Below are 13,209 nucleotides of genomic sequence, written 5' to 3'. Positions count from 1 at the left end.
CATTGTCGCTGACATCGGTGGTAACCGACTGACCCTCAACGGTCGCAGCGGTATCATCATTCGCTGTCGGGGATGCGTTGCCCTCCGGTGCTACCGTTACCTCAACCGTCGCGGGCTCCGACTGGTTTCCATCGGAATCTGTGTAGGTGTAGGTATAGGAATCACTGCCAGCAAAGCCTTCGTTCGGCGTATAGGTGAAGGTGCCGTCGCCATTATTGACCACGGTGCCGTTCTGCGGCTCATCTTCCAGCTCAAACGTGTCATCCGGACCCGCAGGACCGTCTTCCGGATCAAAGTCATTGTCACTGACATCGGTGGTAACCGACTGCCCCTCAACGGTCGCGGCAGTATCATCATTCGCTGTAGGAGGTGTATTTGGCTCAACATCTCCATCTGGTCCAACCGTGACATTCACGGTTCCTGTCGCTTCATTCCCATCCGAATCTGTGTAGGTATAGGTGTATGAGTCTTCACCGACAAAATCTGGGTTGGGGGTGTAAGTAAACGTCCCATCGCCATTATCTGTGACGGTACCGTTCTGAGGTTGATCTTTGAGGCTGAAGGCTGCGTCCTCATCAGCCCGATCTTCAGCGGGGCCGTCCTCATTGTCATAGTCATTCTCAAAGACAGCGGAAGTGACTGGCTTCCCTTCAATCGTTTCAGCCGTGTCATTTTCTGCCACTGGAGCCGAGTTTGAAGGAGCGTCACTTCCCCCGCCTGCCGCTCCCGCAGCCAACGCCGCAACGCCAGCCCCAATCGCCGCGATGCTCCCAGCCCCGCCCATACTGTCTCCGAGCCCAGTGGTACCAACCACGTCGTCGCTGAGAACAACCTTTTCTCCGGTCTCGAGTATTAGCTCGGGCTGCTCGCTTTCCTGCAAAGCGAAATAGTCTGAAACCACGACATGGTTACCATCTAAGAGCTCAATATTGAGATCATCACCGGAACGCACATATCGTGCCACCTCGTCCACTCCGAAATCGAAGTAAATTTCCTCTGCGCCACTAGCGAGATAGGTCCTTAGCAACATGATTTTTCCCTCAAATCTACTGTTTGCCACTCGATGACGCCCACAGAAATCAGCGGCACCGCATACAATCCAATCAATCGAGTAATATAAACTATAGTATATATCAACAACTTTTGGCCTATCCTTTCGACCGACCCAAAGCCATAGTCAGCCTATGCTACATCATATGGCAATAGTTGCTCTACTGACCGATCTCTACCGAGCAACTGCTCCTTGCGTGGCCACCATGACCATGGAAAAGGCGGCTTCGCTCCCGCGACACTTCTGGCACGACTGGGAAGACGTCTATAAGAGCATCCAAACGCACAGGAAACAGTTGCTCCCCGAAGTCATCGAAGAGCTCGACCACCTGAGCGTCACCCTATCTCAATTGAGAATGCAGCCTCATAGACATCACCTCATCCCTGAACATCTAAAGGACACCAGTTCCAAGGTCGCCGCATTGTGCCAAAGATATCTTCTTTGGCACAATGCGGAACTTCTGATGCGTCAGTCGCGCAATTGGCTTTGTGGACGATAGGGCTTTCAAGATAGCGGGCGATATCTGAGGAATCGAGACAGAAGATACCCCATCAAGAACCTCAACTGAGGCCTGTAAATCATGCAGCTCGCATATGCCTAGATCACATCGCCTAGACCGTCGTCTCCCAACAAACCACCGAGGAGGCCATCTTCGCCTCCCAGAAGGTCTCCGACAATTGGAACCCCTCCAAGAAGGCCCCCATCGTCGCCACTGCCAAGGAGACCACCACCAAGCAGGCCTCCCTCGTCGTCGCCGCCGAGCAAACCACCGAGGAGGCCGCCGTCCTCGCCGCCACCTAGTAGACCACCGAGGAGGCCATCCTCTCCTCCCAGAAGGTCGCCAACAAGCGGCACTCCTCCAAGAAGACCGCCATCGTCGCCGCCGAGCAAACCACCGAGAAGGCCGCCATCCTCGCCACCGCCAAGGAGACCACCAAGCAGGCCATCGCCACCTTGAGAGGTATCATCACTGCCCATCAGACCGCGTCCAGTGAGAGCACCGACCAGACCGTTGTCGCCCGTAATGGCTGCGAGAGCACCATCATCGGCAATCAAGCTTCCGAGAAGTCCTTCGGAACCGGTAACAGCACCCAGCGCACCTGAGTTACCGGTCAGAATACCCAATGCCCCCTCATCAGCGATCACAGGATCGAGGATTGCGTCATCTCCAGAGCCGTCCCCAAGAAGCGTAAGACCCGTCAAAGACCCAACAAGACCTTCTTCGCCCGCGACAGCCCCCAGAACACCTCCAGTGCCAACGAGACCACCCAGAAGCCCTTCTGACCCTGTAATAGCTCCTAGAAGTCCATCATTCCCGGTCACCAGCCCCAGCAAACCACCATCGGCCAACAAGAAATCCAGAACACCTGGGTCGGATACATCCACGAAGGCCGTTGCCGTGTCAGTATTTCCAGCTTCGTCCGTTACTGTATACTCAAAGGAATCTTCGCCCGTATATCCATCGTCGGGAACATACTCGACCCTTTGGTTTCCATTGGCATCTGTCACAATGGTTGCCGTACCATGTTCGGGGTCTTGAACCGACGTAATGGTGAGAGCATCGCCCTCCGGATCCGTGTCATTTGAGAGCAGATCCATCATCACAGACTTACCTGCATCGGTTTCTGCAGAGTCATCGTCCATTGCGGTCGGGGCCTGGTTCGAGCCACCGCCACCGCCACCGCCACCACCGGTTGCAAGCGCAGCGACCCCCAGCAAGCCCGCCCCAATCGCCCACGGCGAAAGACCGAAAGGCAACAAAGATGCTTCTTCGGGCGCAACCACTTCAGGATCTGCAAGCAGCGGAGTTGTACCGCTGGTGCTAACCGTCGACATGGCGTCTAGTGGGTCAACAGGGACATCTCCTACATCCAATTGAGCCTTCTGAACCCAAACCTGCTCTCCGTCCCGAAGAACGAGAACCATATCGCTTTCTGGGGCACCTTTAAGCGCGCTTAGAACTTTCTGCATTTCCACTCTCCCGAAATATCGCTTTATTTCCCCCAAATAACGGCAAAATTCGCCCCTAGGGTAACTCGTTCGACCTATACATCACCCTCTAGGGTGCATCAAGAGCTATACTTACGCATATATGCGGCAGATTGATACACTTTAGATCAGGCAAAACCGCTCTCAGAGAATGCCCTCTTCCGTTGCAAGAATGACGGCCTGCGTCCTGTTTGCCGCGCCGATTTTTGAGCAGATAGATCTGACATGCATCTTTATCGTCGCCTCTGCCAATGTGAGACGCGTCCCAATATCTTTGTTTGAGAGACCTTCTGACAGCAGTTCAAGAACCTCCGTTTCCCTGGCTGAGAGCGGGGATTGCGATGTCGCATCTGTCCGTACTCTCATCGGATCCAGCAGTTCGACCGGAATGTAGCGCCCTCCAGACGCCATGAAACGGATTTCATTGGCGAGTGCCTTGAGGGAGACGGTCTTGAGGACCACACCAGCCGCCCCCATCTCGATAAGCTCTTTGACGATTGCGGGGCTTGGTTTGCTTGTCAAAAGACAAACCGCACTATCGCCGTTGGCGCTAAGGGCTCTTCGCAACCCCTCCAGCCCATTCATCCCTGGCATGTTCAGATCAAGCAAGACCAGATCAAAAGGGCCATGTGCCTCGATTTTCTCCAAGGCAACATGCAAATCCGGAGCGGTTTCCACCTCAAACCCTGGTAGTGAACCAAGATAGGTGCCAAACATTTCGACGACCATCGCGTGATCATCCGCAACCAGCACACACAGGGTTGCATCTCTATGGAAAAAACTACTCATTGTTCCTTGGCCCTCAACTCATCACTCAGCGAATTTCGGCAGGTAGAGGTTTTGACAACGCCGCGAATTGCGACGCCGGGATACCACCTCTGGAGCGCCTTCATTTTTAGCTAACATACTACAGACTAAATACTACAACCCGAAAAGAGAACCCACCTTTAGGTGCAATCATAAAGATGGATGAGTGAGCATTTTCGCTACATGACGACCCTTAAAGGCTTAATATAGCTTGACTGCAGGAACGCTGTTTGGGCCTTCTGGAAGGGTGGAGCGGGCTGCCTGAGCGAGTGGAAATGGGCCCAACAGCCCGCCCCGTGACGGCAGGGATAGTGCCGCCACTCACAGGAGGGGGCACACACTCGCCCCCTCAACCAACCTTCTGCCCGCGTAGCCAACCCGAGGTCAAGCGCGTTGAACCTGAGTCATCTTGAAAGTGTGGAAAATGCAGCTGACCCCGACCCTTCGCGTTGACTACGGGGAGTGATTGCGGCGAATTCCCCTTAGTCAGTTCGAAACGGGTTTCCCGGATAGCTTTCAATAGAGCTTGCTTCTTCGCTTCTTACGAGAATGCTCCAGAATAGGATTGTCATCAGAGAGCGCGAGAAACTCGATCATGGTCCACCTTCATGGATAAATTCGCTGTCAATCGACAGGGCAACGGCACCCAGACATAACTCAGAACAAGGAGATCCCCTATATCTCCGAGGCAAAATCCGCCAGACACTCCAGCAGTCGCCGAGGATCACAACCAAGCAGATAAGAACTGATCGACATGGATGGCCCGCATTCCCGCCCCCCTTGGTCCATCGATATCTGCTGAAGGCGTATCACCTATGAACAGGATCTTATTGCGAGGCACACCGGCGGCCGCGACCACCAGCTCGTAAATTTCAGGGTCGGGTTTCATGTAGCCTACCTCGCACGACATGATCCTGAAGGCTGGTTTCAACTCGCCAAAACGTTGACGGGCAGGAAGATAATCCAGGCTCAGATTGCTGCATATCCCATAGGGCACAGGCAGAGCCGACAGCATTGCCGGCACACCAGTTCGAAGCCGGGTGGAAGCGACCTCGCGCGCGATGCCTACCTTGGCTGCAACGATCTTGTCCACGGTGGCACCACCCTGGATGGCTTCGTCGATTTCCTCTAAGGCCAGGTCGGTGGTCATCGCAAGGCGGCGCATCCTCGCGACCTTATCCAGGGCGATATTGCGCCTCAAAGAGGCAAACGGGCGGCGGCGATCCGTAATTTCGACAAGCGTTCCGAAGAGATCGAAGCAAATCAACTCAATCCCGTCGAGAACCTGTTGATGCACCTCGGCGTCATTCATTATGCCGACCGGAGAATAGGCCTTGAGCCCGACCCCATGCGAATGCTCCCATTCACGACAGCGCTTTCTTCAATAGACAACACGCTGGCGGACATATCATCGGATTGGACCACTGCCTGTGCTTTGATGGCCAGGGACGTCGTTTCAACCGGCCCCTGCACCGTTCCAAAGACAGTCAAGTTACGCGCCACTATCCTGCCCTCTAGCGACCCATTGGCTGCAACGATGACAGTATCCACTGCGATATCTCCGACAAGCTGCCCGTCGATTTCCAAGATGCCGGTGCCTTGGACCTTACCTTCTATCACGAGGTCTTCCTGGAGAACCGAACGCTGGCGCTGCCTTGTCGATGTCGCCAAGTCTTTCTCTAGCATTATGACAGTCTCTCCAATTCCGGAACGATCGCGCCAGGCACAGGTCTCTGAGATTTCATCTTTGTGGTACCCATTTCGCCTTTGGCCGAAGGCTCCGTTTGACATTAGAGTTCAGTTAAAGCGCTCTTGATATGCCAGAGCAAGGCTTTCTCGCACCATAGCAGGAGCGCCCTTCTCAGGCCGCTCTTTTCCTGTGACCGACCTTTCATCCTCTTTCGAAGAACCCATAGTGCGGCTTCGAATGCCCAAAGGACACGGTATCAGGCCCGTACCTGCGATTGATGTTATCCACCACCTTGCCGAGCTTTTCGCGCTGAGTTCGCGCAGCCTGTGGCAATGGCAGGAACAGATCTGGCACCCGCTCCTCCAATCGCTGGATACGTCCAAGTTGAACCCCGACTGACATGTAATTCCGGCACCCGGTCCGGTCATAGAACCGACGCCAGAGGACCCTGTGCAGCTCCAGGAAATGCATCGTGTCCTGACTGGGAAATGTGCTGATCCCGTCCGCCCACCATCCCGTGGGGCGACAAGACACCTGGATGGAGAAATACCGCGCAAGATAGCCATCGCGACGCAGACGCGCCGCCGCTTTTTCGACAAGCCACCGCGAGACGAAATAGGCATTCGGCAACCCCCGGTTTTCCGGAGCGAGAACCTTGCTATTGCCGTAGCCATTGCGCTGGGTCGGAACCAGAGGAATATCCTCCCCTTGGAGCGCACGCACAAACCTCTCCCCCTCCACGGAACGCCAGATCATCCGTGCATGACGAGGATCCAGCCGATAAAGGTCCGGAACCGTGTGTACACCTGCAGCACTCAGCTTGCGATGAATCCCCTTGGCAATGCCCGGTAACTTGTCCAATGGCATCTCGGCCAGACGCTCTGGCATATTGTCCGGGGACAACCAGGATAAGCCGTCCGGCTTTTCCAGTTTCCCGGCTATTTTCGCAAGCAGGTGATTGGGTCCCAGTCCAATAGAGGCCCCGATAAATTGTCCCGCTTCTGACTTGATGAGAGATTTGATCTCCTGCGCTTTCGCAACCGCCCGATCCAAGTCATAGTCGACGGTGGACAGACGGATCTGGAACTCATCCACAGACCGGATCCGCTCGACTTCCGCAATCCTGTCTATCGCCGTCGCAATCCTCTGGTTCATCCGCACATAGACCTTGTGGCGGGCCCCCACCAAGGCAATTCCAGGGCAAAGTTTCCTGGCCTCGTAGATCCGGGTTCCTACGCCGATTCCCAGAGCTTTCGCATCATAGGAAGCCGCCACAATAGCTCCCGCATCATTGTCGACCGCTGTGATGCCAACAGGTCTCCCCCGCAATTCTGGGCGCAACTGCTGCTCCACAGACGCGTAGAAGCTGTCCATGTCGATGTAGAGAGTCCGGAACTTCGCGGTGTTCGCCATTTCAGAATCGCCAAATGTTCGCTATTTGTTCTTATATGGATATGAAAGGCAAACTCGGCAACGTTTCTTTCGGCGGCAACTGGAGTGAGGACATCCTCGCCAGGGACCAGCTGAAAAACATCCTCGATTTCCTGGATCTCGTGGCCTGCAAATGTGCGGATGAAGACATGCGTGGCGACAGGCTGGAAGAGGCTTTGACCTATGTGTCCGAACACATCGAAAAAGGGGATATGCTGGCCAAAGCACTCCGAAAAGCACTTACACTTTTCGAACCTTTACAGCGGCAAGAGGCTGTCATCAGGGCTGTGCGACGGATTGGGAGACCCCTACGAGAAAAGGAATAGTACTTATATTTTTCGCAAATAGTTCAATAAGTTAAAAGGCATCTCGAAGGCATTTTTCTGTTGCGCCACCAAAGCAGATCAGCTTACTTCCGCTCGGGAGCGATCCCATTTCGGAACATTCACGCTGATACAGCCCTATTCATAGAAAGCACCCTCATGAAACTTGCAGACTTCGCCAAGCAACTTCCCAAGAACTTCACCGAGCAGGAATTCGTCGACATGATGAACCAGGTGATTGACCTAAAGACCATCGTCGACCTTCCCGCGGCAGAACGCAGCTCCTTGTTCGATGGCGTTCAGTATCTCGTCGACTACATCACGCTGGCCCAGGAAGCGAATGGGGAACTGCGTACGCATGAAGGTCATCCTGTGATGGATTATGGCGGCCCCTTCATCCCGCACGTGTTGGTTCGGCCGGAAGGGACTGAACTGGACCGTGGGGCACTGCAGACCTTCGGGGTTGGAGAGGGTGAGAAGTATTTCGGGAGCGAGTAGGCTCTTGACCGCAGGCTGCCATGGGGCATCCTCCAAGCATAGCTGACAGAATTGACCTGGTCGCCAATGCCAAGATCATTGCCGTGATGGCATTGGCGGCCAGACTTACCAAGGAGAGGCGACAGACATCTCATGAGTGACCGCCCCACGTTCGATGATATCCGACGGGAGCAAGAGAGCTTCATCGGCCCCCGCGAGCCCCCACGGGGACCTAAGATGCCGCGGAAGCTGACCGAGGCTGATGAGATTTATGCCGATACGCTGGTCACGGTGTCGATCATTCGCACTGCGCTCAGGGCTGGACAGCCTGTCGATCCAGAGCACCTCCCTGAGAGGCTTGTCGAGATCATTGAGGCGAGTTGCGTGGGATCGAACATGCCTGTGGTGGATGGTCGGCTGCACTACAGGGTCGAAGATGTCGTCAAGGCGTTGGACATTCGTAGGGGCGGAGCGCCTGGTGAGTAGTTCGATGAGCTTGGGAGACGGAAGATAGGCTGGTGCTTTTGCTGTCATCGACTGGGCGTGCCCTACATGAAGGGCGGATTCCGGACCTTCGCTGCGGCATCGCCCAAGGACCGCTTTTGGCTTTGACTCGCCTATCCGCTCAGCGAAGAAGACGTGCGAAAAGTTACCCATCAACAGCCGATTCAATCCAAGTCCACCTTTCCGGATTGGCTTCGGAGGGATCACCGGTGCCGGGAGCGTGCGAATACGCGGCGGACGGTAGCCTGCACCCCGGCATTGAGCACATAGTCATTCGCGAGGTCGGACTGGTCATGCAGTCCAAACTCGTCCGGGGACCGGGCAAGCTCGTAGCCAGACGCGTCGAGCCAGATGACTTCGTCTGCACCGGCCATCGGCAGGACATTGTAGCGTTTCATGGCGCCGGTCGTTCCGGTCAGCTCGGCTTCCTCCGGCACAACCTCGGCGCGTTCCCGTTCGCGGGAAGGCAGGCTCCGTTCCCAGCCCAGAAACTGCTGGGGATCGATCAGGTCTTCGGAGGTCGGTGCGTCAATCTCCTCGCCGAGCCATTCCTCGAATGCAGGCCTAAGTGCTTCGGCTTCCTCGCGCGTCTTCGCGCGTCCCTGTGCCAACGCGAAGGCGACAAAGGGATCGAGCGTTCCCCAGCGCAGCAGCTCGCGCGCCCAGAAGCCGAACCAAGGGAGCCCCGTTGTGGCCTTCCATTCGGCAAGTGAGGGAACGGCGAGCGGATCACCGGCACCAGCAGTCCATTTCTGCGCGACGACCGCGCCGATCGCGACCCCCAAGCGAAACTCCAGATTGTCGGCGACAAAACGCTGGCGGGCGCGAAGATTGCCAGCTTCGGGCACTTCGCCGCCCGGGGCGCGCATCCACCAGCTCAGTACGTCGGTCCAAGCATCGAGGATCTCACGATCGCCGACCGTATCGCGGACGCGGAAGCCGAAGCCGCGATCCTCCTTCAAGAGTTCGCCGAGGGCCTCGAACCGCTCCAGACGCTGTTCCGGGGTTTCGAGACCATACTCGGTTGCCGCCGCCAGCAGATCGACGATTGCCGGCGCGATCGCTTCGAACCGCCTGCCAACATAGGGCGAGAAGCCATATTGATAGAGCCGCCGCCGTTCGTCGGCGTCGGGGTAGATCTCCCCGATTATCGCGCGCCCGCGGCGGAGGATCGCGTCCTCGAGCCAAGCTTCCTGCGCGGCTGCGGCGACCGTGAAGGTGTTTTGCCAAAGGGCAGCGAGTTTTGCTTCCGCCTGCGCCCCGTCGAGGTCGTCATCAAGCAGGCTGAGTTCTTCGAGCGCGGTCATGACGAATGCATCCAGCTCGTCGACGGTATCGGCCAGCCGGGCAGCGTCTCCGGTGGCGCCGGTCCCAGCATCGTCGCTGACTTCGCCGGGCTCAATCTGTTCGAGCCATTCAAGAAATGCCTCGTCGGTCAGATGCCCGAAATAAAGCCGCGCCTTGTTTCGTAGTTCGCCGAGTAGCATCGCGAGCGGACTGAGCGTTGCATCGTCCGCCAGCTCGTCGCGCCGGAGATTCTCGCGCAACGCGGCATAGTCTGCCCGCAGGGCGTCCATCTGATTGCGCTGTGTCTGCATCTGCCCGGGGGCGGTTGTGGCGATCGTGGTGGGTAAGACAACCAATGTTAGGCCTTCCATTCCACGCGTCGAGCCCGGCCTGCCAGCACGACCGGAGAGATTGCGGAATTCGGCCGGGGTATAGGGGGTGATGACCGGTTGCTGCTTCACGTTGTCATAGGCGCTGCGCTTGAGCGAGGTCACGAAGATGATGTCGAATGGGAGGTTGACGCCTTCGGTGAGCGTCGCGGTCGCAACGGTGATTGGACAGATTTTTCGGTCAATCAGTGCCACCATTAGCCGCCGCACTCGCTGCGGCATCTGGCCATGGCTGGTTGCTATTCCGCGATCAAGCAGTCTCACCTCGTAGGAATCTGACCCGCAATAGTCAACGCAAGCTGCCCGGGCTTCGGCGAACAACTCACCGTTTCTTCCTTCGGGTGGCACGAAAGCCGGCAGACCCTGCCAAGCTGGCAGGTCGAAGGATTCAGCATACCACCCCATTGTTTGTTCGGGCTGCTGGGCCAGTGAGATGAGGATACGGCGTTCAGCCGCAGCAAGGTGCAGCGCCGTCCAGAGCACCGTCACCTGGTTGAAGCGGTAGAGGCTGGACCGCATCTGCGCGGGCAGCTGCGCCATCGGCGGGATGTTTAGGTTGAGGTAAACTGGGTCATCACGCCCTTGTACATAGAGCGGTTGCCCATTCATCAGCTCAAGTAGCATCGTGCTGCGCCGCTCCGACGCGGTCTCGAGCACGCCAACCACTTGCCGGGTACTGCGATAGTGCGTGCCGATCGCTGATGCGTCAGCTGTGCCTTCCATCCACCGCGCTACAGGTCCGGCGGCACCGCCAGCGACCGCGGTCAGCGCGATACGAACGATATCTGGCGCTTGGGTGAGCAAGCGAGCGACGAAGCTTTCAAGCCTGAGCGAGCGACTGCTATGATCGGCGAAGTCACTACGACCGCTTTCTGTATCCTCTGGCAGGACCTGATGCGCTTCGTCGACGATCAGGAGCTTGAGACGGCTAAGAAGCAGCGGAGCGAGATAGCGCATAAGCGCATCGGCCTTTTCGACAGTGGCGATAAGCACGGTCGGGCTGTCAGCATTCAGCCAATAGTCGGTGATGCCCCAGTCGGCGCCGCCATAAAGGCCGGTGATGATAAGATCGCGGCCGAGCTCGGAAGTCAGTTTGGCTTCGACCTCACCAGCGAGCGCACGGGAAGGGACGAGGTACAGGGCCAGTGGCACGACCTCGCCGTGATCGCGCAGCAGTAGTTCCTTCACGAGGCCGAGATTGGCGACGAGCGTCTTGCCCGAACCGGTCGGTGTGCAGAGCGCGAAGGACGAGTTTTCGAGAAGGCGGGTGAGACCAGCGCGCTGCGACGACCACAATATGCCGCGGCCGCGCGAGAACTGTTCACGAGCAAAGGCCAGCAAACGAGGCATGCGCCTGGGATTGAGTTCGCCAAGGGCACGGACCGAACGATAGATGCTGGCGTCGGTAAACCGTTCGGCAACTTGTCGCAACAAGCTGATGAGCAGCGAAACATCGTCGCTGAAAGTGCGCACGGCCATAGAGTCGAGCGCCTTGAGCTTCGCAGCGGCCTTGGCGAGGCGGTCATCGGCCCCACGCCGGATCGAATCCGCAAAAAGGCCCAACGCGCGAATGAGTTCGACCGTGAAATACCAGCTAAGCCGGTCATCCCTGTCTTCTTCGAGGATACGGAGGGAAGAGCCAGGAGCCCTCAGATCGCCATTTTGACCCCAGAAAGCCATGGTATGGAGGAGCACTGCGTCGAAATCGCCTTGGATAAACGCGGCGAAAAGCTTCGGGCCGTCTTCCTCAAGATCCAATTGGCCGAGAAGACCAGATGCCATCGCGGTCAGACCTCCGAGCTGGAAGGCGGCGCCGGCAAGTAGTTCGACCGGCGCGATCGTTCGAACGTCGTCTTCCGAGCGCGCCAGCCATTCGAGGAGCTCACCGGCCCGCCGGTAGCAATCAACGGTGCGACGCGATTGATGTCCCTCGATCTCTGCGAAGATCTCGGCTGCCTGCAGCAGACTTCGCGCATCTGCCAGCTGACCTTCGGAATCGCTGCGGTTCCAGCCGATCGTGTCGACCTGCCAGCCGATCTGTAGACAACGGACATAGGAGCGTGCCTGATTGGCGGACAATTCGTTCTCCAGCGCGAGCCTGGTGCGGGCCCCATTGGCGATCTCGAGCCTCTGCGGGTCGTTTTCAGGCATCAGGTGGCCCAGAGTGCGTCATAGACGCCGTCGATTAGCATTTCACCGTCATTCAGAATGAGTTCAACCACCTGCAGGTCGTGAGGCGCAGTATAATCTTCGGGCACTTCCTCCCAAGGGATGAGCGAATGCTTGGACTTCCGACTCGGCGCATCACCACCCGAAATCATGATGAGGTTGGTGCGCGGCAATGGCTCGGCATTCCTGACCACCAACACTCGATCGAGTTTCGCGATCGCGGCGGAATAGCCGTCGGGATCGATTTCGCGCAACAGGCGCTGCAACTGCCGAAGCCCGTGCGGGGCTGGAATATCGCTATTGATCTGGAACCAGATCCCTTTTCCATCATGCTCGCGCTCGCCTGTTTCCTTGTTTTTCTTCTTCTCGCCGTACATCAGATCGGCGACGACGGCCGGCTGAAGCTTCTTTCGCCATTTGGCTTCACCAGCGATGAAGCGCTCTATGTCACCATCTTCATCGAGTGCGAGGCCAATGAAGTCAGAGCCACGCCTCCCATAGACTTCTCGCTTTCGCTCTTCATCCCGCGCGAGTGCGAACAGATAGGCTTCCGCGTCCTCATGAAATCGGAAAAGGAACACCGGGATTGTCCACTCGTGCTTGCCGATGTATTCGAACCCTTCGGTAAGCATACCAGCCATTACTTCTCCAAACAGTCCACGTCGCGTGATCGACGGCAAACAGGTCGGATAGGTGATATGCGGTTCGGGCGCATCGGCATCGGGATGAAGCTCAATACCCATCTGCTCATGGAAAAATACGCGAGCGTCGGCATGAGCGGATTCGAAATAGGGGACCAAATCTGAGATCAGGTCGTCATCGCAGTCGCAATCTTGCTCGAGCAACAAGTGCCCGTAGTTACCGTCTTCACTTGGATACGCGGTGAGCCAGCGTGCCAGCGCAGCTTTCGGTGGTGGGCAATCGTGCAAGGTCAATGTTGAACTCCTCGCGCAATGAATATGGGACTGATCCTCCCCCACTGAAGTGGTCCTCCGCTATGTTTAGGAAAACGGAGGAAACACATGGCCAACAAGCGACCGAAGCCGGAAGAGATTGTCACGAAGTTAAGGCAGGTTGAGGTTCTGACGGGGC

11 protein-coding genes are annotated in these 13,209 nt (G+C 56.9%); 3 read left to right on the top strand and 8 right to left on the bottom strand.

Features of this window, described 5'->3' with window-relative positions:
* The 6 genes from MK745_RS19240 to MK745_RS19215 form a co-directional block, all read right to left on the bottom strand.
* The coding region (locus MK745_RS19240; protein WP_243614795.1) for an Ig-like domain-containing protein at positions 1 to 1,030 on the bottom strand (1,030 nt) is incomplete at its 3' end.
* Between the two features lie 618 nt (positions 1,031 to 1,648).
* Entirely contained in the window at positions 1,649 to 2,812 is a 1,164-nt protein-coding gene (locus MK745_RS19235; protein WP_243614794.1) for an Ig-like domain-containing protein, read from the bottom strand.
* Between the two features lie 372 nt (positions 2,813 to 3,184).
* Positions 3,185 to 3,829 (bottom strand): response regulator transcription factor, encoded by a 645-nt coding sequence (locus MK745_RS19230; protein ID WP_243614793.1) that lies wholly within the window; start codon positions 3,827 to 3,829, stop codon positions 3,185 to 3,187.
* 742 nt (positions 3,830 to 4,571) lie between these two features.
* The gene (locus MK745_RS19225; protein ID WP_243614792.1) at positions 4,572 to 5,159 is read right to left on the bottom strand and encodes an HAD family hydrolase; all 588 of its coding nucleotides are present in this window, start codon (positions 5,157 to 5,159) and stop codon (positions 4,572 to 4,574) included.
* The gene (locus MK745_RS19220; protein WP_243614791.1) at positions 5,159 to 5,533 is read right to left on the bottom strand and encodes a bactofilin family protein; all 375 of its coding nucleotides are present in this window, start codon (positions 5,531 to 5,533) and stop codon (positions 5,159 to 5,161) included. The genes MK745_RS19225 and MK745_RS19220 overlap by 1 nt, the downstream gene beginning before the upstream one ends.
* A 205-nt stretch (positions 5,534 to 5,738) precedes the next feature.
* Positions 5,739 to 6,950: a UMUC-like DNA-repair protein gene (locus MK745_RS19215; RefSeq protein ID WP_243614790.1), complete on the bottom strand. Its 1,212-nt coding sequence runs from the start codon at positions 6,948 to 6,950 to the stop codon at positions 5,739 to 5,741.
* Positions 6,951 to 6,964: 14 nt separating this feature from the next.
* On the opposite strand from MK745_RS19215, the gene MK745_RS19210 reads away from it, so the two are divergent.
* The 3 genes from MK745_RS19210 (at position 6,965) to MK745_RS19200 (ending at position 8,254) form a co-directional block, all read left to right on the top strand.
* Positions 6,965 to 7,294 (top strand): hypothetical protein, encoded by a 330-nt coding sequence (locus MK745_RS19210; RefSeq protein ID WP_243614789.1) that lies wholly within the window; start codon positions 6,965 to 6,967, stop codon positions 7,292 to 7,294.
* Between the two features lie 156 nt (positions 7,295 to 7,450).
* Complete coding sequence (locus MK745_RS19205; protein WP_243614788.1) at positions 7,451 to 7,789, top strand: hypothetical protein; 339 nt, start codon at positions 7,451 to 7,453, stop codon at positions 7,787 to 7,789.
* 216 nt (positions 7,790 to 8,005) lie between these two features.
* Positions 8,006 to 8,254, top strand: a complete 249-nt coding sequence (locus MK745_RS19200) for a hypothetical protein (protein ID WP_243614787.1) — start codon at positions 8,006 to 8,008, stop codon at positions 8,252 to 8,254.
* Between the two features lie 221 nt (positions 8,255 to 8,475).
* On the opposite strand, the gene MK745_RS19195 is transcribed toward MK745_RS19200, so the two are convergent.
* On the bottom strand, positions 8,476 to 12,099 hold the full coding sequence (locus MK745_RS19195) for a DEAD/DEAH box helicase (RefSeq protein ID WP_243614786.1): 3,624 nt from the start codon (positions 12,097 to 12,099) through the stop codon (positions 8,476 to 8,478).
* Positions 12,099 to 13,052, bottom strand: coding sequence for a hypothetical protein (locus MK745_RS19190; protein ID WP_243614785.1), 954 nt, complete (start codon positions 13,050 to 13,052; stop codon positions 12,099 to 12,101). Before MK745_RS19190 ends, MK745_RS19195 begins: the two co-directional genes overlap by 1 nt.
* Positions 13,053 to 13,209: the final 157 nt, after the last annotated feature.

Source organism: Shimia aestuarii (assembly GCF_022814865.1).
In the GTDB taxonomy this organism is placed as follows: domain Bacteria; phylum Pseudomonadota; class Alphaproteobacteria; order Rhodobacterales; family Rhodobacteraceae; genus Shimia; species Shimia aestuarii_A.
This window is presented reverse-complemented; position numbering and strand designations above follow the sequence as displayed.